Here is a 23,119-nt window from a genome sequence, read left to right on the forward strand (position 1 = left end):
ATGGTTGTTATGGTATTTAATATTAAAGATTCAAATGAACGAGTGGTGAAAACGGATTTTCCACGTGAAATAAAGAAAATTGATTCCATCTTTATTCCGATGTCTGATGGAAAAAAGCTAGCTGCGACGATATGGTTACCGGTTGATGCAGATGAGTATCCGGTACCGGCCATTTTAGAATACATTCCGTATCGTAAAAATGATTTTACAGCGATTCGTGATTCGGTTCGCCACCCTTACTTTGCTGGACATGGTTATGCGAGTATTCGTGTTGATATACGTGGTACGGGTGATTCTGATGAGTACTTACCTGATGAATATTTAAAGCAGGAGCAGGATGATGCGTTGGACGTATTAAGCTGGATTGCTGAACAGCAATGGTCAACAGGAGCGGTTGGAATGATCGGTAAATCATGGGGAGGCTTTAATAGCTTGCAAGTGGCAGCAAGAGCTCATCCTGCATTAAAGACGATTATTACGCTTTGTTCAACCGATGACCGTTATGCTGACGATGTTCATTATCGTGGCGGAAATGTGCTAGCTTCAGATATGCTTTGGTGGGCGTCAACGATGTTTGCCTATAATGCACGCCCCCAGGACCCAGCAGTCGTTGGCAATAGCTGGAGGGAAAATTGGTATGAGCGTTTAAATACACCACCATTCGTTGAGGGATGGCTGAAGCACCAACGTCGTGATGATTATTGGAAGCATGGCTCTATTTGTGAGGATTTTTCAAAGATAAATATCCCTGTCTTTGCAGTAAGTGGCTGGCAGGATGGGTATACCGATTCTGTATTTAGACTGTTGGAGCATTTGCCTAAAGAAAGCAAAGGGTTAATTGGACCATGGGCTCATGAATATCCTGAAGTCGCGACACCGGAACCTGCGATTGGTTTCTTGCAAGAGTGTTTGCGTTGGTGGGATCAATGGTTGAAGGATGAAGATACGGGTATTATGGAAGAGCCAAAGCTCATGACCTGGATACAAAATAGCGAGCGTCCGGCTGTGACGTATGAGGAGCGGCCTGGGAAATGGGTTGGTGATCCATCGTGGCCGTCACCAAATGTAAATGGGCAATCGTGGTGGATTTCGAGTGGAAGATTACTCAATAACAAGCGAGATGTGAGACAGTCTGAAGAGGTGGTTCCGAGTGTCCAAGAGCATGGGTTCTATTCAGGTGTATTCTGTCCTTTTGGCCAGCCAGGAGATTTACCTGCTGATCAACGTAATGAAAATGGGAAGGCGGTTGTGTTTACATCAGCGCCATTAGAAGAAACGATTGAGCTATTAGGTCACCCAGTCTTTCATGCAGAGCTGTCTAGTGACCAAGAGAACGCACTGATTGCTGTTCGACTTATGGATAAAGCACCTACAGGCGAATCAACGTTAATTAGCTGGGGTATGCTGAATTTAAATCACCGTCATTCCCACGAGTTTCCAGAAAAGCTCAAGCCGAATCATCGATATCACGTTCAGGTTCAGCTTGATTCGCTCGGGCAACAAATTCCAAAGGGGCATCGACTTGAAGTGGCTGTAGCGCCAACCTATTGGCCGTCAGCGTGGCCGTCACCAAAGCCAGTAACACTCAGATTATTTGAAGGTGATACACGAATGGAGCTACCTGTTCGAACGGCTCAGACTGGAGATGGGGAAATGATTTCATTTGATCGACCTGAAACGGCTGACGTGATGGAGCGAGAGGTGATTCGTAAGGAAGAGAGAACGAGAGAAGTCATTCATGACCCTATTGAAGGTGTGTGGACAGTTGCCGACTTTTCAGATGAAGGGGAGCGCCGGTTGCCGAGTAATGGTATCCAATATGGTAGTATCAATCGTAATAAATGGAGCATTAAAGAAGGAGATCCCCTCTCGGCACGAAATATATGTGAGTGGGAGCTTACTTTAGGTCGGGGTGAAAATTGGCAGACAAGGCTTGAAACGTATAGTGAAATGTGGAGTGATGAGACACATTTCTTCCTTATTAATCGTTTAACAGCCTTTGAAAATGGCAAGCAGGTTTTCACTCGCACGTGGGAAAAATCGATTGAACGTGACCATGTTTAAGGAGAATGATAGAATAGTGTCATAACATTGGAAGTGATGTAAGGACGTGTCGTAAATGGCTACAAGTAGAAAGGACATACAGAAGGAACGAATGTGGCGTTATTTTGTTGATGCAACGGTAGAATTGATTGAACAAGAAGGCATTGAAAAGGTGACCATTCGTAAAATTGCTGATAAGGCAGGCTATACGAGTTCAACGGTGTATAACTATTTTAAAGAGTTATCTCATTTAATCTTCTTTGCTTCGATGCGCTTTACGAAGGAGTACATTGAAGAACTACCGTCTTATATGGAGGAAGGAAATCATACGGTGGAAAAGTGGCTGTATAGTTGGAAATGCTTTTGTAAGCATTCGTTTGAAAATCCATCGATCTATTCCATCATTTTTATTGACGATTTAGGTGTTGTACCAGAAGAGTTACTAGAATCGTACTATAAACTATACCGCAACGACCTAGTTGGGTTGCCAAAGCCCATTCAAGAAATTATCGTTCAGCATAGCTTTTCGAAAAGAAGTGCGCTATATATTAAGCAGGCTGTTAACGAAGGTTTTATGGAAGAAGCTGAGGTTGAACTGATTTCTGATATAACCTATCTTGTCTGGGCAGGGATGATGACTAGCTATTTAAACAATCGGATGAAGGCAACGAAAGAGGAAGTAATCGAACAAACGATGAAGTTGATCACGGACACAGTGTTAAAGGCGGTCAAGCCTGAAAAGCGACAAGAGGTGCAGTTTTAACTTCAATTATAGGAGTTTCAAAGGGGATGAGTCCTTTTGAAGCTCTTTTTTCGCCAAGTAAAAAGTGGTTGACAAAAAAAAGAAAACTCATTACAGTATTAACTGTATTAATAAAAATAATACAGAGAGTGCGATAAAGTTTTAATTTTTTTTTTACTATTTTTGAAACGAATGGTTTATGTCTTTCGTCTTATTAATGGAGGTAGTAGGAATTAGTAAAAATGAAGTGAAAAGATGTCGAAATATAGTTTTAATCTTTAGTTGTTGCAAATATATAAGAAGATTATAATAGAATTGTAGAAAAACCTGTCATTTTTACATATTTTTAACTGGATGGTGATGAGAGCAGGCATTGGCAACCTGTTTTAATGAGTATATTTTTCACTGCTAAGGAGGAAAAGGATGAATTTTTTTAAACGAGGATTGTTAAGTATTACGAGAAAAAAAGGGAAGTCTCTTATTTTATTAGCGATTATTTTCATATTAGGTAACTTAATAGCTGGTGGGATCTCGATTCAGCAAGCGACAAGTAATGTGGAACAAACGATCAAAGAAAGACTTGGGACATCAGCTACGCTGCAACCGGATCATGAAGCAATGAATCAAATGAGTGAAGAAGAGTGGATGGATTTTGAATATCCGACTGTAAGCCTTGATTTAATTAAGCAAGTCGGGCAGTTAAATTATGTGAAATATTATGATTATAGCATTTCCACCTATTTAGGTTCAGATAATCTTGATAGCTATCAAGGTGATATGGAGATGGATATGTACGAAGGGCATAGCATGGATTTCCGTTTGAAAGGGACGAACTATGCACCTGTAATGGATTTTGAAGAAGGGAATGCACAGCTCGTTGATGGACGTGTCTTCAATGATGAAGAAATCGCGAACGATACTCCTGTAGCCATTATTTCAAAGAACCTTGCCGAACATAATCAGATCGCAATAGGTGATACGATTGCTCTAACAAATATCGTATTTGATTATGATTCTGGTGATGAAGAAGTATACGATTCACGTGATACGGCATTGGAAGTGATTGGCCTATTTGAGCCTCTTTCGAGTGTAGAGGAAGGGGAGGAATCGAATCAGGATCGTGGTATGTGGGATTTCATGGATATGGAAGCGCAAAACACGGTATACGTACCAAATGGCGTTGTAGCAGAAGAATTTGAGTTTCAAATTGAAAAAACCATTGAACTGTATCCAGAAGATGCGATGTATTATGATGAAGGTATTGATGGCTTTTATACACCAAAATATGTATTGCACTCAGTAGACGATGTAGAAGCCTTTACAGAAGAAGTTCAGCCACTATTACCTGACATGTACCTCGTTAGGAGTGCAGTCGACCAATATGATAATATCGCAGGGCCGATTCAGTCGATGTCAAAGCAATCAAACTATGTTCTCATTGCTTCGATTATTGCCTCTGTATTAATTATTGGATTAGTTGTTCTTCTTTTCCTACGTGATCGAAAGCGTGAGCTCGGTATTTATTTATCTTTAGGCGAGAGTCGTGGGCGAGTCGTTAGTCAAATCTTAATTGAAGTTATGCTCATTGCGCTTATTGGTATTGCTCTTTCTCTATTTAGTGGAAATCTATTAGCTAGTAGTGTGTCTGATACATTAATAGCTAATGATGAACAAAATCAAGGATTTGATGATGGATTTTACTATTACGATGAATTTGAAACAAATGTTTCTTCTAATGATGTACTAGACTCGTATGAGGTTCAATTGAGTACAACGTATATCGTTTGGTTCTTAGTCGTTGGCTTATTAACAGTCTTACTTTCAACGGTCATCCCGTTATTATACATTGTCCGTTTAAATCCGAAGAAGATATTAATGTAGAAAAAGAGGTGATATGAATGATTTTAGAGGCGAAAAATGTAGACTACTATTATCAAGATGGTGAAAGCAGGCGTTATATTTTACGTGATACGAGTGCTTCATTTGAAAAAGGGAAATTTTATACGATTCTCGGTCAATCAGGATCTGGTAAAACGTCGTTATTGGCCCTGCTTAGTGCACTTGATACACCTCATGGTGGAAGTGTGTTGTTTAACGGCGAAGATATTAAAAAAATTGGCTATGAGAAATATCGTCGTAATAGCATCGGCATTATTTTTCAAAGCTACAATTTGATTCCGACATTTACAGCTGTAGAAAATGTACTAGTACCGATGACGATTACGGAAAATGACATTCCAGATGATATGAAAACTGTTGCTTACAATCTCTTAGATTATATTGGTATTGTAAAAAGTAAGGCAGATCGGTATGTCAATAAGTTATCTGGGGGAGAACAGCAGCGTGTAGCTATTGCACGAGCGCTAGCAACGAATGTTGAGCTGATTTTAGCAGATGAGCCTACCGGAAACCTTGATGAAGAAAAGGAACAGGAGATTATTGATATTTTTAAAAAGCTAGCTCATGAGCATCAAAAATGTGTCATTATGGTCACTCACTCGCAAGAAATTGCACAGCAGTCGGATCAAATATTCTCGTTAAGGAAAGGTGTCTTAACGCCACATGAGTGATTTTCTATCAAAATTTAATAAAGATCAGTATGATGAGCTGGTGAATGAGAAGGAAAAGGATACTGAGACGGAAAAGCCTTCAACAGAAAAAGTGGAGCAGACCGAAACGAAGTCATCTGCTTCTGAGCCTTCTACTCAACCGATTCCTTCTTCAAGTAATGAGGGGCGAAGGTATGAAGAGTTAGAGGAAACGGAAATTGATCCGACCTATAAAAGGAAGAAGCGACGAACAATCATTATATCGATTGTAGGAGGAGTCTTAGCTCTTCTCCTCATCTTCTTCATTTATGATCGTTCCGTCCATGTCGCAATGGAGGACTTTGTTGGACAGCCCGTTTCTGAAGCGCGAGCTTGGGCGGCTGAGTATAATATCGAAATTGACCTAACCCATGAAAGTAGTATGGAATACGACACAAATCAAGTGATGTCACAGGCGATTCCTGCAGGAGATAGGGTCAGAAAGGGCGAGACAATCTCGCTTGTTAGTAGTACGGGCCCAGATCCAGATGAGCACATAGAGTTACCTGATTTCACTGAAATGAGTCAATATGAGGCTGAGACATGGATAGCAGATTATAAAGTTGAAAACCTTCAACTATTATCTGAGTACAATGATGATGTTGAGGAGGGCGAATTCATTCGTCTTGTAATCCGTGATTCAAACGTTGCGGAGGAGGAATACCGCCGACGCGATAGCGCCATCGTTTATTATTCTAGGGGCGAGGAAGTGTTTGAAAAGGATATCGACGTACCAGACTTTACGGGTCAAACACGAGTCGAAGTAGAGCAATGGGCAGAAACAAATGAAATTGAAATCACATATAAAGAAGAAGCCTCAAATAGTGTTGAAGTGGAGCTAGTCGTAAGTCAAAGTGTTTCACCAGAAGATAAGGTTGCTAAAAGAGATGAAATGGAAGTTGTCATTTCGCTAGGACAAGCAACAACGGTTCCTCATTTTGGTGAACTTACAATGGAAGAAGCGACGAGTTACGGTGATTTAGTCGTAATGGTTCAACAGAGGTATCATTCTGAAGTTCCATTTGGCGGATTAATCTCACAATCGGTTAGTGCTGGTACTGAGTTGACCGATCGCGATAATAAAGAAATACAGGTTGTTTATTCGCAAGGACGTCCGTACTTAAGGGACTATCGTGGTATGCTTGAAGGGGATTTACCGCAGGCATTTTACGAGGACTACCAATCAAAGGGTGCTGATATTCGCTATACGGTCAAATATGTCGATGCACCAGAAGTAAAAGGAACAGTCGTTGGAATGAGTAAGTTTAATGAATTTGTTTCAATGTCTTATACGGTTGAAATTCGAATAAGCAATAACGCAAATGCTTCTTCTGGCTCTTGGGACGATGAAGAGGACATACAAGAAGAGATCTCTCCGATTGAAGAAACTCCTCAACCTGGAGAGGAAGAGGAAAAATAAGTATTTTATAAGCTCTTATTTACTTATAGCTGTTGATACAGGTATAAGTAAATAAGGCTTTTTTTCTTTAGAAGAAGAGGAATAAAGTGTTTTTCCATGATAAGTAGAGGCGTCTCGAAAATGAAAAAGTTCAATTATTAAATTTGTGGTATGAGTGTGGTAAGATATTGAACTCATACTCCTTTATTTCTTAGCAAATATGGGCGATATTAAAAGTGATACAGCTATGAAGCATAGCATGAATACACTCGTTAAACATAATAAACTCATTTTCGTCACTCCTATGTGTTCGAACTACATAGTACGTATACCCAAAAGAAACTGTATCTAGTACTCTTTATAAGGAGGGAGCAGCTTTACACAATTCCAAAAGACAAACAGTGCAATAATAGGGTGCAAGGCCCCAAAAATACTAAATCTTGCTGATATTACAGCTGTAAAAAACAACGCAATAATCATAACGAATAAACCAATACTTTTCCAAATGATTTTCTTTGGTAATTGGGCAAAATAGGCCAATAATGCCATGATAAGTGGAAGGAAAAAGAAGAATCTAGCAAAAATCACATGGTAACTCCAATTTATTGGGTTTATGAATAATGCAAATCCTGTTAGTAGGACCTGAATGATGATACAAAGAGTAAAGGTCCAAGAAATGATACCAAGGCAAGCTCGGAAAATGGGTACAAGTTTCTGTTTAGTCATTTATTTTTCCTCCTTATTAGGGAATGCTTCTCCCATTTATAAATCATGTTTGATTTTTTATACACGATCATGATCAGCTTTCCAACTTTGAATGGATTGTTTAATCTCATTAGGTGACAAGTTTTTTTGAATAGCTTTATTACATAAGCTTGGAAATTCTTCATCTGATGCAAAGCGTAAGGCAACAATTTGCTTAATTGATAAACGAGAGTCTGGTAATGTTCCTGTTAAAGTAAAATAACGGATACGCTCCTCGGCTCTTATAGCCCGATCCTGTACCTTGCAGGTGAAAGACCGAAGAAAAAATACTGTAATTGTTACGATCAATGCAATTGAAATTAATAGCATGGAGGTGAAAAGGAATTCTCCTCTTAGTGCCTCAAAAAAGGCGTTGCTAATAGCAAAAATAAAAGTAATGAAGCAAAGCGGAACTAAGAAATAGTGAAATACGGGTACCGATCTAGTATGGTTATTAAATGATTGTGGTTTCAATTGTGTTGTCTCCTTTCCTCATAATATAAGAGTCTTACATCATCACAATATATTATTTGAGTGGGTGCTCACTCAAATAATATAAAAGAGGCTGTATTTAAACCTCTCTAGACGTCTACGATGATCTCCAGAAAAATAAATCTAGCTACAATCATAGTCTACATCTATCTGTCGAAATAAAGTGTCCAACGTACGATAAACTACTATAATTGCTTCTGAATCTGAATGTTCATTTCCTAGAAAATTCATTTGAAATGCATATTGAAAGCAACTACCAAGTATCATATCAGCAGCAGCTCTCGGATTAATACTTAATGACAATCTGCCGATTAGTTGTTCTTCGTGAAGGTAAGATTCAATGGCTTCATTTGCTCGATGAGGGCCTTCATTACGCTGTTTAAATCCTTCTCTCTGACGAGTCAATAATGAAGGATCGGAAAAAATAGATGCCATTAAAGGCATTGAACGATAGTAGTCTTCAAGGGCGATAATGGCGACTTCCTCCAAGTTTTCTCTTACAGTTCTTGTTCCTATTCGATCTGGAAGAATCGTTAAAGCACTCATTAAGTTTCTTAGCTCTCCTCTTAAAACATACAAAAATAAATCTTCTTTATTCTCAAAATTGTTATAAATTGAGCCTTCAGAGCAATTTGCTAAGCGAGCAATTTCTTTAGTGGTCGTTCGTGAAAGTCCTTTTGTTTGAATAACCTCTTTGGCTGCTTGAATGATTTTTTCTCGTAACTCCAATTTGGGATCCCTGCCTTTCAATTTCTTGACAATAAATAAAATCGCGAGTACACTTTTTATTATGAGTGAGTACTCACTCTATGTCAACCTAAAAATGAGTGATCACTCACTCAAAAATAAAATTCTGGAGTGAAAAAGATGAAAAGTGAAAATGGTGTGAGTATAACTGTTTCAAAGTCTGTTCGATCAAACACTCTCAATAGGCTATTAATTCTTGTCGTGCTCGCTATTGAATTGTTGGCAACTTACGCCAGTGTAACGGGTGAACCCTTGAATCCGGTTGATCATTGGATAGTGACAAGAGAGACGGATTGGATGGCGTTTGTATTGGTGTTTGTAGGATGCGTTTCGCTTTTTTGGCAAAACATACGACCTACTCTTGCTTTAATTATCACGACGTTGTCTTATTGTGCATACATTTTGAGTGATTACGAATTGGGCTTGTTTCTCCCGGTCATGTTAATTTTATATACTAGTGTGGCAAATGGACATTCTCGTATATGGCCATTTTGTATGGCAATGATAAGTTTCCTTGTCTCGTTATTTTGGGTCTATCAACGACTGATTCAAGTAAACGATTCAGGTGTTATAATGTTTGCTTGGGTTGCATTTGGGGCGGTCTTTGCTGTATTCTTTATTGCGCCTCTTCTCATAGGAGAAATTGTGTACCTACGCCGGAAAAAGTAGTGAGCAGATTAGTGTTGAGCTATACAAATTTGATCAAAAAAGCACCTCCATTTGAATGTTGGTTCACACCTGGAGGTGCGAAATTGCCAAGACAGTATTCATAGTGTACATGTACATTATTTTCGTATTTGCTCATTGAGTTAGCGTACGGTTTGTTGAACCCTGTTTATGTATTCACCTTTTTCATCATTAAACTTACTAACAAGGAAAGAAGCGTATAAATCAATACCCAAACGAAGAATGAAGGATTAAAGATGGTAAATGTTAAATACGATAAATGTTAGTATAGGCATTAGCATCCACTTATGAGATAGAATGTAGCCTATTATAGAAGCTAGAATAAGACTAATAGGATATACGACTAATACTGAAATAAACTCCATGTACCTAAAACCCTCCTTAATCCACTTGCTTAAGAGTGTCCTCGATCGCTTCAAGTCTCTTGTTCATATCTTGAATGGCATTCATTTGCTGTTGCTGTAATGTTGTTATTTCTTGGTCGATTCTCAACCGTTCTTCAGCACGTCGTTCCGTGCGTCGCACAATACGTATCACATAGATGATTAAGAAGATGAACAGAGCAAGGGGTAGTAATATGGTTAGAAACGCGACTAATTGATAAAGAATTGATCCTAAATGAATGGAAGAATCCACTGATTTAATCACCTCTTTCTTTTTTCGGCTTTACTGTAAGGCTCCAAGACATTTGTGTAATGAACTGTTCATCTAAAGGGATATGAAAAGTGTTCAATTCATAATATTTCATCGTCTTCCCATCTGCTGCTATTTCATGTTGCCCTGTAACAAGTCCAGCCTCCTCTAATTTTTTCAAATGAAGATAGAGCAACGGCCTACTTATGGCTAGCTCTCGTGCCAATTGACTGACGTATGGTCTTTTGTTGAATAAGATCGAAATGATTTTAAGTCGGTAAGGATTAGAAAGGGCCTCTAGAACGTTTAGTAATTCATCGCCATTATGTATTTGTCTCATATGTAATAATTTTATGACAGGTTCTATTATCTTTCAATGGAAAGTAATAGATAAATTAAATCTTTTTCATTTGAAATGTAAAAGGAACTACAAATAAATGTTATAATTAAGTTAACTATAATAGGAGGAGTATCGATTGGATTGGATATTGTGCATGACCACAATAGACCAAACACATTTGATCAACAAAATGGCTATGCATATATTCATATTAATCGTATTTATTTTAGCGCAAGTTATTTTGAACTTTTTTTTAATCGGTTCATGGGTTGCTTTTGGTGAGCTCATGGAGATATATGGAATTCCTATACACTTTATATTAATGTGTGTATTAAATATCGGTTCTCTTGTTCTAGTTGTAACACTATTAAAAAATGAAGAAACAAAACAAATCAAATATACGGAATCCACTCACGAAGAGCAGTTCCGGGCGTTAGTGGCTTCTGTTCGATCTGATCGTCATGACCTTAACAATCACTTAACGGTTGTAGCAGGCTTATTAAAAATTGAGAATTATACAAGCGCTGTCAAGTATATTAATGAGGTCATAGGTGAAGTGAAGATTAATAATAAAGCATTATCGATTAAAAATGCGGTTCTAGCATCCATCTTATTTTCAAAAATGGAATTATATCAAAAGCATAAGGTTCCTTTCTCTATCGATATTTCAAGTGAGGGGATTACAAAGCGTCTTACATCGACGGATTTACTTCGACTCGTTAGTAATTTGCTAGATAATGCATATGAAGCAACGATTGAATTGATAAAGGATAAACAAATGATTGCATTTGAAATGGCCGAGGGAATGGATCATTACGATATTATCGTAAGAAATTCTTGTGCTCATCAATTAGATGGGGATTTCTTGAAATCAGGGTTTTCGACGAAGGGCTCTAGCCAACCTCGAGGGTTTGGGTTATCAATTATTCAGGAGGTGACTAAGAAATATGGGGGAACGCTCCATATGAAAAGTGAACAATCTATTGTTGTGTTTCATTTAGTTTTTCCAAAAGGAGAAAAATGATGATAACCAAAATAAGTAGATATGTAGCAAAAAGGTTATGCATGTATACGAATCGACAACAAGAGATAGAACACGTGCGTTATGGATTGGAGATTATTTTAGGTGGTATGCTGAAGTGGATTTGCCTTATGGGGGTTGCATTTATCCTAGGGGTGGTTCCTGCTATGGTAGCAACATTGTTAACCTTTTCTATTTTTCGAATGGCAACAGGTGGGTATCATTACTCGACGTATTTCCGATGCTTTATAGCAGGCTTGCTAAGTATGACAGCGATTTCATTTGTTGCTTCTAAAGTAATGGTTCAATATAATGAACAATTTTTATTCATTTCCATTTCAATTGTGTTCATAGTTGGATTGCTTTGCATTTATTTATATGCTCCCTCTAATCATTTCTATAAAAAAAGTACTAAAAAACAGAGAAAAAAATTACAACAATTTGCTTTCATTCTCTTGTTTATTTGGGTTATACTTATTTATAATCTAGTTAATATTAATGCTGAAATCGTTTGGGCTTCTGTGTTAGGGTTACTCTTTCAACTTAGTAGTACTCTTCCACTTTCCTATAAAATTGTTAGGAAGGTGGAGAATATAATAGAATGGAGGACTCAAAATGAAAAGGTTAGCTAAAGTAGTACTTGCGTCACTAGTCGGTGTTATTGTGTTTGTGTCTAAGACAGAGATTAGCTCGGCCTCTGCTTTTCTCCTTTATCAGCCTGAACCACCTGAAAAAGAACAGTAATACTTTTTAGCACCAATGTGAAGGTCTTCTAAGGAGCGGTTTTATGTCATGGTACAGCTATTTATTTATGTCACTACCTGAAACGTTCGTTTTATTAGTAGTAGCATTTGTTTTATTTGGATTACCGATTAAAGAGAAGTTAAAGTCAATTTTGTTATTTGCTGTGATTCAAGGAGCTTTTGTATTTATATTTAGTTTATACATGCAAAACTCCTTGAAGCCTTTTTTGAGTTTATTAAGCTTTTATTTGCTCATATGGCTTATCTTCCGGTACCACCCATTAATTAGTGTAATGATTACATTAACGTCTTATTTATTCTTAGTTATTTTTGAATTAACATTAACCTTTTCTTTTATTCAATTTTACCCAATTAGCTATGAGGAGCTTTTTGCTGATCCTTGGATACGAATTGCTGCAAGCTTCACAATGGTTCAAATCCCAATTTTGCTCATTGCGTGGGTCTTACATAAGTTGCACTGGACGATTCGATTACCTGCTTTTGCGAGACGATAATTTGCTTGATCATATTTTTGATTCAACCTACCGAGTTCAATACTTTTCAGTAGGTTTTTTTAATTTAAATAAACGGTGATGTTGTTGGAATATAATTGAGAGTGAGAGGAGCATGAGCTAAAGCATGCGAGAGATGAGGAGAATACCACAACGTACAGTAGGTATATTATTGTTTAATGAGGTAGAAGTATTAGATTTTGCAGGGCCATTTGAAGTCTTTTCTATTACGTCTATACTGCATTCTAATGAAAAGCCGTTTGTTGTAAAAACCATTTCAGAAAGTGGCGAATTAGTAACGGCGAGAAATGGATTAAAGGTGAAACCAGATTATAGTTTTGCTAATCACCCTGCATTGGATATTGTGATTATTCCTGGAGGGTATGGCGCTGAAGAGATTGAAATAAATAATCCGAAAGTCATTGAATGGATTCAACATCAACAACCGAAAGTAGAGTTTATGACGTCCGTCTGTACAGGTGCGCTCCTACTTGCTAAAGCCGGTATTCTTGATGGAAGGAAAGCAACAACCCATTGGATGGATATCGATCGATTAGAACAAGAATTCCCTTCTGTATCAGTCCAACGTGGAGTTAAGTTTGTTGATGAGGGAGCACTTATCACTTCCGGAGGGATTTCAGCAGGGATCAATATGTCTTTTTATCTTATTTCTCGATTACACGGAAAAGAAGCTGCTATTGAAACAGCGAGACGAATGGAGTATGAAATTGAATTATCATGCTCTTGAGCTAATGAAGAGTAAAGGCTTTGTCCCGTCGGTTTAACACGGACAAAGCCTCTTTGCTGACTATTTACTTTCTCAGGTTCATCATTTCATCTGCTACAAATTGCACGTTTGTTCCAACCACGACTTGGATATTGTACTTATCGATGACATAAATGCCCGGGACTCCGGTTGATTTGATTCGTTCTTGATCGACATTATCCATTTCACGTACTTCTAGTCGGAGACGTGTAATACAGTTATCGACGGACAAGACATTTTTGTCTCCACCTAATGCTTCGTAGATTTCCTTTGCCATTATGGCGGTTGTTTGTCCGGCTTCAGTTGTAGATTCACTTTTCGAAGCTTCTAAAACGTCCTCATCTTCACGTCCTGGTGTTTTCAAGTTAAATTTCACAATTAAGAAACGGAACAAAACATAATAAACAATGAAAAATGCGAGACCTTGTAGGAGTAACATATAGGGCTGATTAGCTAGTGGTAGTCTTGAGCTTAAAGCAAAGTCGATTAACCCAGCACTAAAGCCAAACCCAGCAGTCCATTGGAATGTTGCTGCAATAAATAGAGATAATCCTGTGAGTGCAGCGTGAACGACATATAGAGCTGGAGCTAAGAACATAAAGGCAAATTCAATTGGCTCTGTTACTCCTGTTAAGAAAGCGGCAAATGCAGCGGCAAGTAATAATGAAGCTGCTTGCTTCTTTCTTTTTGATTTAGCAGTATGGAACATCGCTAGTGCAGCAGCTGGCAATCCAAACATCATAATTGGAAAGAAACCCGCTTGATACATACCGGTTATGCCTCTTTCGCCTGTACCTGCCCAGAAGTTTCCGATATCGTTTATACCTGCAACATCAAACCAGAACACGGAATTTAAGGCATGATGTAAGCCGGTTGGGATTAATAAGCGATTGAAAAAGCCATACAATCCAGCACCGATCGCTCCTAACGTACTAATGGCTTCAGCGAATGATACAAGTCCAGAATAAACAAAAGGCCAAACAAAGAATAAAATCGCAGAAGCGATAAGCATAGAGACAGATGTCATTATAGGTACAAGTCGTTTTCCGCTGAAAAAGGCAAGTGCATCTGGGAGCTGAACGTTGCTGAAGCGATTGTACATGTTCGCTGCTACTAAGCCAGATAATATTCCAATAAACGCATTGCCAATATTGTCAAAAGCAGCGTTGACATTTTCTAGCTCTACTCCAGTTAACATCCCTACAGAATTTGGAGAAAGCAAAGTGGTAATAACAAGATAGGCAACGAGACCACTTAACGCAGCTGAGCCGTCGCGTTCCTTTGCCATCCCTAGAGCGACACCGAGAGCGAATAATATTGGAATGTTGTCAATAATGGAGCTTCCGGCTGTAATAAGGAAGGCCGCTATCACATTTCCTTCTCCCCATCCTGATGGATCAATCCAATAACCAATACCCATTAAGATCGCTGCTGCTGGTAGAACGGCAACAGGAAGCATTAAAGAACGGCCAAGTCTTTGTAAATATTTCATCATGAGAATTCCCCCTTAAATCATATAATTATATAAATGAAAGCGTTTTCTTACAAAGCGATATTTGTTCTATTTTTAGATCATGTATCGGTTATTTTTTTTGTAATCTTTCAATATGAAGTGTAATATAACCGAGTTCTTCATCAGGCAATTCGATTCCATGTAAGGAAATAAGCTCTTGTTGAACGTGAATAGCGCATTGATAAGAATGGGCAAATTTTTTCTTAATGATTGTGAGCATCTCGTTATCCATTGAATGGGTGTTATACTGATTCATGCGAGTTAGTGCAAAGCGAAGATGAGTAATTAATCGCTCATACGACAGGTCATCCTCATTAATGGTGATGTCAAGGAATTGTGTTATTGTATCAACCATATGGCGTAAAATAGCCGTTTGTCTGACGGTTTGTTTCATATCACCTCCTTGGATTTTCATTGTATGAATATGGAGTGCGATGAACGCCGCCTCATCAACAGGCATTTCTACGTTGATAGTCGTTTTAATATGTTTAATGGCCCACATTCCAATGGCAAATTCATCTTTGTAAAGTATTTTTATTTCTTGAAGAAGTTTATTTTTTAAATGAATTCCTTGTGCCTCTCGCTCAATCGCAAATGACAAATGATCAGTTAAAGCAAGAAAAATATGTTCATTCAGCTTTGTATCGAGCTCTTTTTCTGCATAATCGATAATATCTTCAGAGAGGATAAAGTGTTGTTCGGGAATACGCAATAGAAGCTGTTGGAGCTTCTCGTTTTCCTTTAATACGAAGAGTTTTTCAACATCATTCGGCTTAATAATGTCATTTCTTTTTTTATGGTAAGCAATACCTCCTCCTATTGCGATTTTTTCTTGCCCGTGATCTGAAACAACAACGGCGTTATTGTTTAATATCTTTTTAATTTTCAAGCTAGTCACCTCCTCTCACTGTATTCATGTACATTCATATGAAATGATAAGAGATTCGTTTGCTGTTACGTTTTTATTTTCGTGGAACTTATATACATGTTTGGTACTTGCATTATTTGTGATGATCACGGGTGTCATAATATGGTTGCCACGCTCTTTTAATAAGGTAACGTCAACGTCTGCTAAAAGCTCGCCTCTTTTCACAAACCTCCCTTTCTCTACATGTATAGTAAAGCCTTCCCCCTTTAAATGTACGGTATCCAGACCGATATGAATAAGGATTTCTGTTCCGTCAATGGTTTTAAGGCCAATCGCATGTTTGGTCGGGGCTACTTGGAGGACTTCCGCATCAATTGGTGATCGAACCTCTCCGGTATGTGGAATAATAGCTACACCTTCGCCCATCATTTTTTGACTAAAGACAGGATCTGGCACAGTTTCTAGTGGTACTAGTTCTCCAGTCATAGGGGAAAGTATTTCAACCTTTTTTATTTTTGTAAAAAATTTTTTTAACATAATAGAAACTCCTTTCCTTGCTGTAAAGGTAGCGGATATTTGTATACAAAAAAGGCATGGGGGTATGTTAAGAAAGAGCATAAAAATCTTTCTTTAACTACCACCATGCCTGATCGAATCAGTCACATGTGATTCGTCTTTTGTAATTGTTAAATGTATCTTAACATAATTTTTTTAGAGAGGCAATAACGATTACATCTTTTTTAATATCCTCTCTGCAATGGGCGGAAACCAGCGATTGATCGTTGTTAATAGCTTTACTTTGCCTATTTCCATTTCATAATGATTGTTTTTAAACTTTTTAATGAACTCATTTGTAAGCTGTTCGGTTGTCATTTTGTTCTTGCCTCTTCCCTTTGTCATCTCGGTATCAACAACAGGGGGAATGACCTCGAATACATGAATGTTCGTATCTTCTAACTGATAGCGCAGTGCCTTTGTGAAAAGGTGGATTCCAGCTTTGTTGTGTAATAGAAGCGAAAAAGTCCATTTAAACAAAATCCTATTGATTCAGGAGTTTCACTAGCTATAACAAAATGTTTAGTCTTTTCGATTCTTTGAAAACTGCCTAATGCTTTAAATATGTTCCACTCCTCTAAAGGAATGGAGGTAATGGATTGAAGCTGTTTGTATAATGTATGCCACGCTTGCTCCATAAGGTTAGTCTCCTTTTGGTATCGTTAAAACGGGTTGAAGATGATTGAGCTTGTTAGGGTTGTTTGTCATATACATTTCATTAATGCATTGATCTCTTATATAAAAGCTTATAACGCTAAAGATCGTATCATCTATATAAATAACGATGGTCGGTTGCTCGTTTAGATTGTGAATAGACACACGGAAATCTTTCTTGGCCTTTCGGATAATCCCATTATAAAAGGCGAGCACATGTGACTGGGTTTTAATTGGCCGTATAGCTGCTTTTACAATGCCACCACCATCTGAATAAAGCGTTACGTCTTCTGAGAGCAGTTGAAGGAGTTCAGCAATGTTTTGTGTTTGAAAGGCTTTAATAAAACGTTCAATAAGGATGCGATTTTGGTCATAGCTGAGGCTTTCGGCTTCAACAGAAGAGATTTTCGTTTTCGCTCGACTAAATAGCTTTCGGCAGTTTGCTTCTTGTTTATGAATCATTTTTGCAATGTCTTGATAAGGTAAGTGAAACGCCTCTCTTAATATAAGAACAGCACGTTCATAAGGACTTAAATGCTCCATCATTCGTAAGTAAGCGATGGACAGTCCTTCCTTTTGGATGGCATGAAAGGAAGGTTCGTCTTGACTAACTAGTAAAGGTTCTGGGTTCCATTCACCGGTGTATTGCTCACGGTTATAACGGGATGATTTTAATAGATCGATACATAAATTTGTCATCACCTTGCAGAGGTAAGCCTTTAGATTTGATTGAATGGTGTCGATTTGATAGCACCGTAAGAACGTTTCTTGAACGAGATCCTCAGCATCGGTAACAGAGCCAAGCATACGGTAGCCTAACGAAAAGAGAAGTGGTTTATATTTTATAAATTCCTCTTGACTGATGTTCATTGTTGCATTCCCCCTTGATTTTTCGCAATAATTTCCAGTGCGGCATTTTTTCCGCTATTAATAGCTCCTTCTGCTAAGATGAGCTGTGGATCCGCCCAATCTCCCGCTACATACAATCGGGGCAGCTCGGTTTCCTGATTATTGAAATAGTGATCTTCACCTAACTGCGGTAAACGTTGATTTACAGTGATATTCGGCATGAACCGGCTCGCCTTAACGTGTTGCTTCCAATTAGGCTGGAGCCTTTCTAGAAATTGCTCTAGCTCCTCTTTCACCTTCTGTGTATTCTTATCTTCTGTAGGGTGAAGATATTTAAAGAGGTGCAGGACGATATGGTTATGATGTCCCAGCTTGGCATATGTTGAGTGGACGGAATAATATAACGAATCTGTTAAATCTAATGCAAAAAGCTCGTGTCGATCGGGTAATGTAGATAAGGCAATGTCATATGCTGCTCCTTTAATCGGAATGATAGGAGGGATGGAGCTGTTAAGCTGCTGATTGGTCACTTGCTGTAAGTGCTCGGGAGCTCCAGTGTATAGGACAAAGTTACTGACATGCGTTTCGTTATTGTTCGTTTCGACCTGCCATTGTTGCTGATCATTCAACTCAAGTTTCGTAACAGTAGTGTCTGTTTGAACCATACTGTTGAAGAGAAGAGCCTTGTCGTGAAGTTGATTCATTATTTGCTGCCATCCGCCATCTAAATAAAGTGTTCCGCCCGATGTTAATGATAAATGTGAAAGAACGACTCTTGCATTGACTAGCTCTGGAGCATGGCAGTAAGTAGCAAGCCTTGCCAATGCATAAATAAGTGCTTGAACACGATGGGAGGCAGTGGTTTGTTCGACCCATTGCTGAAATGTTTGATTTTCGACTTTTGATTGGTTGATTCGGTTAAAGCTAGTGACCACTTTGATCCAGTCAAATCGTTCTTTTATTGAAAGGAAAGAGCCTCTTAATACATTTAAAAACGAAAAAGGTGCTAAATAGTCGACTTGGTTATATAGGATTGTTCCGCCTCCTGCTGGTGAACGCCCCTTTAACTCAATCGAAAGATCCCCAAGAATAGTTGCAGCTTTACCTTTACGATAAAGAGCATGTGGCCCTAAGTTAAAAAGGTATCCTTTTTTATTAATGGTTCGTGCTCTTCCGCCGATTTCCTTTGACTTTTCCAGAATTAATGTTGATAAATTTGCTTTTGCTAAATAGTTTGCCGCAACATACCCTGCTAACCCACCACCGATAATAATAATATCCCATTGCTTTTTCTCCATACATACCCTCTCCTTTGTTCCTTTTACCCTCTATGACGATGAGTGGTCACATTTTGTGACAAAGCTGTACATACTAATGCAAGAAATGTCGTACGAAAATATAGAATCTATGTTCATTCTTTACATGAATTTTACGTATTTTAAATGTGCTTATTGTTTGTCCATTAAAATTCTTGATGAATAGAGAAAAGGAGGACGAGAAACGTGGCTAATTTACGTTTATTTCTTGCAAGTATGCTCGTTGTACAGCTGTTGCTGTATCCATTATCATCTCAAGTGGTCGCTCTAGATGAAGGTCTGTCACCGACAAAGGAAATACAGCTGGAGCTTATTGGGCGTTATGATAGTGGGGCAGGCTTTAACCAAGGTGGAGCAGAGATTGTAACCTTTGATCGTTACACGAAACAAGCGTTTATTGTTAATGGGGCGCATTATGCAATTGATATTGTGGATCTTTCTACTATTGGTGATGTGAATCTTCTATTGGAAAGGAAAGGTCGTATTCAAGTGAGTGAGCTAGATTTGGGTGCTGGATTTCAAGTTGGCGATATTACGAGTGTTGCGATTCATCCTAGTGGCGATTTCATAGCATTTAGTGTACCTGCTGAACCAAGAACCGATTATGGACGAGTCGTTCTTGCTTATCCTGATGGTAAAGTGATAACTCACGTTGAAGTAGGAGCGCTACCCGATATGGTGACATTTAGCCCTAACGGTGAAATGATTTTAGTAGCGAATGAAGGTGAGCCGAATGATGCATATACGATTGATCCTGAGGGCTCAGTGACGATTATTGATGTTTCAGATGGCCCTCATGTAATGGAAGAACACGTCGTGACAGTTGGGTTTAGTCAGTTGAAGGCAGAGCAAATAGATGAACAGGTGCGTATCTTTGGTCCGGGGGCAGATGCAGCAAAGGATTTTGAACCTGAATATATCGTTGTATCACCTGATAGTAAGGTCGCCTATGTGTCCTTACAAGAAAATAATGCGATTGCGACACTGAACCTAGAAACGAAGCAATTTGATTATGTTCATGGGCTAGGATTTAAAGATCACTCATTGCTTGAAAATGCGTTAGATGCTTCTGATCGAGATGGAGAGGTAGCGATTAAGTCTTGGCCGGTGCTCGGAATGTATCAGCCAGACGGTATTGATTTACTAGAACGAAATGGGACACGTTATATTGTAACGGCAAATGAAGGGGACGCACGTGACTATGATGGTTTTTCTGAAGAATTAAGAGCGAAGAATGTTCGTCATCAGGTTGCTTTAAATGCGGATTATTATCAAGGCTTTTCTCAAGCTGAGCTTGACGAGATGGTGGCAAATGGGGTATTTAATGATGAGCAGCTAGGGCGACTCCGTATAACTTCTGAAATGGGGAAAAATGAGCATGGTGAATACGAAGCGCTTTACAGCTTTGGTGCACGTTCATTTTCCATTTGGGATGCTAGTACAATGGAGCTTGTCTTTGACAGTGGAAGTGAGTTTGAACGTGTGGTTTTGCATTATCTTGGGGAGAGCCATTTTAATGCGAATCACACTGAGAATACTGGGGAAACTCGTAGTGATGATAAGGGGCCAGAGCCTGAGGATGTGAAGATTGGGGTCATTAACGAGCAGTATTATGCGTTTATTGGCTTAGAAAGAGTTGGAGGAATTATCGTATATAATGTGACCGATCCACACGATCCAAAGCTTGTGACCTATTATAATAGTCGTGATTTCACGAAGGACCCAGCGAGTGGACAAGCAGGTGACCTCGGAACAGAAGGGCTGATGTTCGTTGAAGAAGCTGATAGCCCAACAGGCAAACCGCTATTATTAGCAGCTAATGAAGTGTCGGGAACGATGTCGATCTATGAAGTGTCAACGATCAATGATGAGGAACATGGTCTATTTGAGCTGACGATTATGCATACAAATGATACCCATGCCCACTTAGATCAAGTTCCGCGTCGAATTACAGCGATCCGTTCGATTCGTGAGGAAGTGCAACATTCCTTGCTGCTTGATGCAGGAGACGTATTTTCGGGGACGCTATTTTTTAATCAATATCTTGGGCAGGCGGACCTTGAATTTATGAATATGGCTAGCTATGATGCAATGGTTCCTGGTAACCATGAGTTTGACAAGGGACCACAAGTGTTAGCTGATTTTATAAAGAATGCATCATTTCCATTTGTAAGTGCGAATATTAATTATAGCCGAGAGCCGGTCTTTAATGATTTGTTTATTGATCAAATAGGAAGCCCAGGAAAAGAAGGCCGAGTTTATCCAGCGATAGTTAAAGAGTTTAATGGTGAACGTGTGGGGATTTTTGGATTGACGACAGAGGATACAGCTTTCATTGCCAACCTTGGTGCTCATATTAAATTCGAGGATTATTTGAAAAAAGCAGAGGAAACGGTACAACGACTTCAAGATGAAGGTGTAAATAAAATTATTGCATTGACGCATCTTGGCTATCGATATGATGAGATATTAGCTAAGCAAGTAGAAGGAATTGATATTGTCGTTGGAGGGCATAGTCATACGTTGCTTGAGGAGCCTGTCGTATTTCTTGAGCATACTGAACCGACGCTTGTAGTCCAAGCAAAGGAATACGGAGAATATCTTGGACGTTTAGACGTTGAGTTTGATGAGGAAGGTGTCCTTCAGTCATGGAATGGGACATTGATTAAAGTCGATGAGCAAAATGCGGAAGGTCAGTTTAAGTATGAGGAGGATTCAATTGCACGTGAGCGCTTAGCCGAGCTACAGCAGCCAATTGAGGAATTGAAGCAGCAGGTCGTTGGACAAACCGCTGTATTTCTTGATGGTGAGCGTGAGCATATTCGGACGCAAGAAACGAATTTAGGAAATTTGATTGCTGATGGGATGCTAGTGAAGGCCAAAGAAAGTGTTGATGCACAAATAGCCCTACAAAATTCCGGTGGAATACGGGCATCCATAGCAGAAGGTGGTATTACTTTGGGTGATGTGCTAACAGTGCTACCTTATGCCAATACATTAGTCACACTTGAATTAACAGGAGAAGAGATTATGGAAGCGTTGGAGTTAAGTGTAAGTTCAATTGAGGATGGGCATGGGCGCTTTTTGCAAGTGGCAGGGCTACGTTTTTACTTTGATCGAAATGAACCAGCGTTTCAGCGTGTATTTCGCGTAGAAGTCGAAACGGAAAAGGGCTATGAACCAATAAAGCTTGATCATACTTATACGGTTGCGACTAATGCATTTGCGGCAGACGGCGGGGATGGTTATACGATGTTTAAGCAAGCGCAAGATGAGGGGAGAATGACGGAGCTCTTCATACCGGATTACGATGTCTTTACGGATTATTTAGATCAAATCGGTACGGTACAGGCTCCTTACGATACAGTAGAAGGGCGTATCGTAGAAGGGGCAGAGGAGGATTTTGATTTTGATCGTAAACCACTACCAGATCCTAAAGAGCCAATAGAGGACTCAGATTCAACAAACAAAGATGATCAAAAGAAAAAAGTAATACCAGTTTCTGGTGACGGCGGGGAAGGTCCTTCAGAGCACAGTGAAGATAATCAATTAGAAACTGTGAAAGAAGGGTCGTTACCAAATACAGCAACAAATATGTATAGCTGGTTCATACTAGGCTTGATGTTTGTTATGACGGGAGTATGTGGTTTAATGGTCTATCGTCGAGTACCGATTTCGTGAAATAGGGAATGCTCAAAGTCTTATAACTAAAGACTTTGAGCGTTTCTTTACGTGTGATGTCAGTTAGTGAAGAATCGATGAAGATGTAGGCGGATTCGCAGATGTCGTTAGCTTCGCGCGTTACACATTTTTATGAAAGAACTCCGCTTTCATAAAAACTTAAATTCGTTGTAACGGCTCCGCACTCTATGCGGTTCCTTATTCCTCTATTTCCTCCATCATTCCC

25 protein-coding genes are annotated in these 23,119 nt (G+C 39.0%); 12 read left to right on the forward strand and 13 right to left on the reverse strand.

What is annotated here, in order from left to right:
* Window positions 1-9 precede the first annotated feature (9 nt).
* The 5 genes from MW695_RS00590 (at window position 10) to MW695_RS00610 (ending at window position 6,793) form a co-directional block, all read left to right on the forward strand.
* Window positions 10-2,064: a CocE/NonD family hydrolase gene (locus tag MW695_RS00590; protein ID WP_247101636.1), complete on the forward strand. Its 2,055-nt coding sequence runs from the start codon at window positions 10-12 to the stop codon at window positions 2,062-2,064.
* A gap of 55 nt (window positions 2,065-2,119) precedes the next feature.
* Entirely contained in the window at window positions 2,120-2,806 is a 687-nt protein-coding gene (locus MW695_RS00595) for a TetR/AcrR family transcriptional regulator (protein ID WP_247101639.1), read from the forward strand.
* A 402-nt stretch (window positions 2,807-3,208) separates the two neighbouring features.
* A complete protein-coding gene (locus MW695_RS00600) occupies window positions 3,209-4,666 on the forward strand; it encodes an ABC transporter permease (RefSeq protein ID WP_247101642.1) in 1,458 nt (485 codons plus the stop codon).
* A gap of 17 nt (window positions 4,667-4,683) precedes the next feature.
* Window positions 4,684-5,355, forward strand: a complete 672-nt coding sequence (locus tag MW695_RS00605) for an ABC transporter ATP-binding protein (RefSeq protein WP_247101644.1) — start codon at window positions 4,684-4,686, stop codon at window positions 5,353-5,355.
* Window positions 5,348-6,793 (forward strand): PASTA domain-containing protein, encoded by a 1,446-nt coding sequence (locus MW695_RS00610; protein ID WP_247101647.1) that lies wholly within the window; start codon window positions 5,348-5,350, stop codon window positions 6,791-6,793. Before MW695_RS00605 ends, MW695_RS00610 begins: the two co-directional genes overlap by 8 nt.
* A 327-nt stretch (window positions 6,794-7,120) precedes the next feature.
* Here the strand turns inward: MW695_RS00610 and MW695_RS00615 are convergent, their stop codons facing one another.
* From MW695_RS00615 to MW695_RS00625, 3 genes are all read right to left on the reverse strand, one after another.
* Window positions 7,121-7,498 carry a DUF6220 domain-containing protein gene (locus MW695_RS00615; protein WP_247101650.1) on the reverse strand — a complete coding sequence of 126 codons (378 nt, stop codon included), beginning with the start codon at window positions 7,496-7,498 and terminating at the stop codon, window positions 7,121-7,123.
* A 57-nt stretch (window positions 7,499-7,555) separates the two neighbouring features.
* Window positions 7,556-7,990: a DUF6526 family protein gene (locus MW695_RS00620; RefSeq protein WP_247101653.1), complete on the reverse strand. Its 435-nt coding sequence runs from the start codon at window positions 7,988-7,990 to the stop codon at window positions 7,556-7,558.
* A gap of 141 nt (window positions 7,991-8,131) precedes the next feature.
* Window positions 8,132-8,737: a TetR/AcrR family transcriptional regulator gene (locus MW695_RS00625; protein WP_247101654.1), complete on the reverse strand. Its 606-nt coding sequence runs from the start codon at window positions 8,735-8,737 to the stop codon at window positions 8,132-8,134.
* 138 nt (window positions 8,738-8,875) lie between these two features.
* On the opposite strand from MW695_RS00625, the gene MW695_RS00630 reads away from it, so the two are divergent.
* Window positions 8,876-9,424 (forward strand): hypothetical protein, encoded by a 549-nt coding sequence (locus MW695_RS00630; protein ID WP_247101657.1) that lies wholly within the window; start codon window positions 8,876-8,878, stop codon window positions 9,422-9,424.
* A 166-nt stretch (window positions 9,425-9,590) separates the two neighbouring features.
* Here the strand turns inward: MW695_RS00630 and MW695_RS00635 are convergent, their stop codons facing one another.
* From MW695_RS00635 to MW695_RS00645, 4 genes are read right to left on the reverse strand one after another with little or no spacing between them, the layout of a single operon-like run.
* Window positions 9,591-9,680, reverse strand: coding sequence for a DUF2651 family protein (locus MW695_RS00635; RefSeq protein WP_247103045.1), 90 nt, complete (start codon window positions 9,678-9,680; stop codon window positions 9,591-9,593).
* Complete coding sequence (locus MW695_RS22615) at window positions 9,673-9,807, reverse strand: hypothetical protein (protein ID WP_260505815.1); 135 nt, start codon at window positions 9,805-9,807, stop codon at window positions 9,673-9,675. Before MW695_RS22615 ends, MW695_RS00635 begins: the two co-directional genes overlap by 8 nt.
* Before the next feature lie 16 nt (window positions 9,808-9,823).
* Window positions 9,824-10,078 carry a hypothetical protein gene (locus tag MW695_RS00640; RefSeq protein ID WP_247101659.1) on the reverse strand — a complete coding sequence of 85 codons (255 nt, stop codon included), beginning with the start codon at window positions 10,076-10,078 and terminating at the stop codon, window positions 9,824-9,826.
* 4 nt (window positions 10,079-10,082) lie between these two features.
* Window positions 10,083-10,415: an ArsR/SmtB family transcription factor gene (locus MW695_RS00645; RefSeq protein ID WP_247101661.1), complete on the reverse strand. Its 333-nt coding sequence runs from the start codon at window positions 10,413-10,415 to the stop codon at window positions 10,083-10,085.
* Window positions 10,416-10,551: 136 nt separating this feature from the next.
* Here MW695_RS00645 and MW695_RS00650 point away from each other — a divergent pair, with 136 nt between their 5' ends.
* From MW695_RS00650 to MW695_RS00670, 5 genes are all read left to right on the forward strand, one after another.
* Window positions 10,552-11,439: a sensor histidine kinase gene (locus tag MW695_RS00650; RefSeq protein ID WP_247101663.1), complete on the forward strand. Its 888-nt coding sequence runs from the start codon at window positions 10,552-10,554 to the stop codon at window positions 11,437-11,439.
* Window positions 11,439-12,068, forward strand: coding sequence for an accessory gene regulator ArgB-like protein (locus MW695_RS00655; RefSeq protein WP_247101665.1), 630 nt, complete (start codon window positions 11,439-11,441; stop codon window positions 12,066-12,068). Before MW695_RS00650 ends, MW695_RS00655 begins: the two co-directional genes overlap by 1 nt.
* On the forward strand, window positions 12,052-12,180 hold the full coding sequence (locus tag MW695_RS00660; protein WP_247101667.1) for a cyclic lactone autoinducer peptide: 129 nt from the start codon (window positions 12,052-12,054) through the stop codon (window positions 12,178-12,180). Before MW695_RS00655 ends, MW695_RS00660 begins: the two co-directional genes overlap by 17 nt.
* Before the next feature lie 43 nt (window positions 12,181-12,223).
* A complete protein-coding gene (locus MW695_RS00665) occupies window positions 12,224-12,694 on the forward strand; it encodes a hypothetical protein (RefSeq protein ID WP_247101670.1) in 471 nt (156 codons plus the stop codon).
* Between the two features lie 124 nt (window positions 12,695-12,818).
* Complete coding sequence (locus MW695_RS00670) at window positions 12,819-13,439, forward strand: DJ-1/PfpI family protein (RefSeq protein ID WP_247101672.1); 621 nt, start codon at window positions 12,819-12,821, stop codon at window positions 13,437-13,439.
* Window positions 13,440-13,503: 64 nt separating this feature from the next.
* Here MW695_RS00670 and nagE read toward each other — a convergent pair whose 3' ends face one another.
* The 6 genes from nagE to MW695_RS00700 all read right to left on the reverse strand — a co-directional run bounded on the left by nagE (window position 13,504) and on the right by MW695_RS00700 (window position 19,194).
* A complete protein-coding gene (nagE, locus tag MW695_RS00675; RefSeq protein ID WP_247101675.1) occupies window positions 13,504-14,952 on the reverse strand; it encodes an N-acetylglucosamine-specific PTS transporter subunit IIBC in 1,449 nt (482 codons plus the stop codon).
* A gap of 88 nt (window positions 14,953-15,040) precedes the next feature.
* Window positions 15,041-15,859 (reverse strand): PRD domain-containing protein, encoded by an 819-nt coding sequence (locus tag MW695_RS00680; RefSeq protein WP_247101678.1) that lies wholly within the window; start codon window positions 15,857-15,859, stop codon window positions 15,041-15,043.
* 24 nt (window positions 15,860-15,883) lie between these two features.
* Entirely contained in the window at window positions 15,884-16,375 is a 492-nt protein-coding gene (locus tag MW695_RS00685) for a PTS sugar transporter subunit IIA (protein ID WP_247101680.1), read from the reverse strand.
* Window positions 16,376-16,567: 192 nt separating this feature from the next.
* Window positions 16,568-16,873 carry a Rossmann-fold NAD(P)-binding domain-containing protein gene (locus MW695_RS00690; protein ID WP_247101683.1) on the reverse strand — a complete coding sequence of 102 codons (306 nt, stop codon included), beginning with the start codon at window positions 16,871-16,873 and terminating at the stop codon, window positions 16,568-16,570.
* A 162-nt stretch (window positions 16,874-17,035) separates the two neighbouring features.
* Window positions 17,036-17,917, reverse strand: a complete 882-nt coding sequence (locus MW695_RS00695) for an RNA polymerase sigma-70 factor (protein WP_247101686.1) — start codon at window positions 17,915-17,917, stop codon at window positions 17,036-17,038.
* Window positions 17,914-19,194, reverse strand: coding sequence for a phytoene desaturase family protein (locus tag MW695_RS00700; protein WP_247101689.1), 1,281 nt, complete (start codon window positions 19,192-19,194; stop codon window positions 17,914-17,916). Before MW695_RS00700 ends, MW695_RS00695 begins: the two co-directional genes overlap by 4 nt.
* Before the next feature lie 204 nt (window positions 19,195-19,398).
* Here MW695_RS00700 and MW695_RS00705 point away from each other — a divergent pair, with 204 nt between their 5' ends.
* Window positions 19,399-22,893: a choice-of-anchor I family protein gene (locus MW695_RS00705; protein WP_247101701.1), complete on the forward strand. Its 3,495-nt coding sequence runs from the start codon at window positions 19,399-19,401 to the stop codon at window positions 22,891-22,893.
* The last annotated feature ends 226 nt before the right edge of the window (window positions 22,894-23,119 follow it).

The sequence above is a fragment of the Halalkalibacter sp. APA_J-10(15) genome (assembly GCF_023017105.1).
Taxonomy (GTDB): domain Bacteria; phylum Bacillota; class Bacilli; order Bacillales; family Bacillaceae_D; genus Halalkalibacter.

Excerpts from the sequence above, each read along its gene's own strand:
- MW695_RS00590 (WP_247101636.1), top strand. The coding sequence starts at position 10 with ATGGTATTTAATATTAAAGATTCAAATGAACGAGTGGTGAAAACGGAT.
- MW695_RS00595 (WP_247101639.1), top strand. The coding sequence starts at position 2,120 with ATGGCTACAAGTAGAAAGGACATACAGAAGGAACGAATGTGGCGTTAT.
- MW695_RS00600 (WP_247101642.1), top strand. The coding sequence starts at position 3,209 with ATGAATTTTTTTAAACGAGGATTGTTAAGTATTACGAGAAAAAAAGGG.
- MW695_RS00605 (WP_247101644.1), top strand. The coding sequence starts at position 4,684 with ATGATTTTAGAGGCGAAAAATGTAGACTACTATTATCAAGATGGTGAA.
- MW695_RS00610 (WP_247101647.1), top strand. The coding sequence starts at position 5,348 with ATGAGTGATTTTCTATCAAAATTTAATAAAGATCAGTATGATGAGCTG.
- MW695_RS00615 (WP_247101650.1), bottom strand. The coding sequence starts at position 7,498 with ATGACTAAACAGAAACTTGTACCCATTTTCCGAGCTTGCCTTGGTATC.
- MW695_RS00630 (WP_247101657.1), top strand. The coding sequence starts at position 8,876 with ATGAAAAGTGAAAATGGTGTGAGTATAACTGTTTCAAAGTCTGTTCGA.
- MW695_RS22615 (WP_260505815.1), bottom strand. The coding sequence starts at position 9,807 with ATGGAGTTTATTTCAGTATTAGTCGTATATCCTATTAGTCTTATTCTA.
- MW695_RS00645 (WP_247101661.1), bottom strand. The coding sequence starts at position 10,415 with ATGAGACAAATACATAATGGCGATGAATTACTAAACGTTCTAGAGGCC.
- MW695_RS00655 (WP_247101665.1), top strand. The coding sequence starts at position 11,439 with ATGATAACCAAAATAAGTAGATATGTAGCAAAAAGGTTATGCATGTAT.
- MW695_RS00660 (WP_247101667.1), top strand. The coding sequence starts at position 12,052 with ATGAAAAGGTTAGCTAAAGTAGTACTTGCGTCACTAGTCGGTGTTATT.
- MW695_RS00665 (WP_247101670.1), top strand. The coding sequence starts at position 12,224 with ATGTCATGGTACAGCTATTTATTTATGTCACTACCTGAAACGTTCGTT.
- MW695_RS00670 (WP_247101672.1), top strand. The coding sequence starts at position 12,819 with ATGCGAGAGATGAGGAGAATACCACAACGTACAGTAGGTATATTATTG.
- nagE (WP_247101675.1), bottom strand. The coding sequence starts at position 14,952 with ATGATGAAATATTTACAAAGACTTGGCCGTTCTTTAATGCTTCCTGTT.
- MW695_RS00685 (WP_247101680.1), bottom strand. The coding sequence starts at position 16,375 with ATGTTAAAAAAATTTTTTACAAAAATAAAAAAGGTTGAAATACTTTCC.
- MW695_RS00695 (WP_247101686.1), bottom strand. The coding sequence starts at position 17,917 with ATGAACATCAGTCAAGAGGAATTTATAAAATATAAACCACTTCTCTTT.
- MW695_RS00700 (WP_247101689.1), bottom strand. The coding sequence starts at position 19,194 with ATGGAGAAAAAGCAATGGGATATTATTATTATCGGTGGTGGGTTAGCA.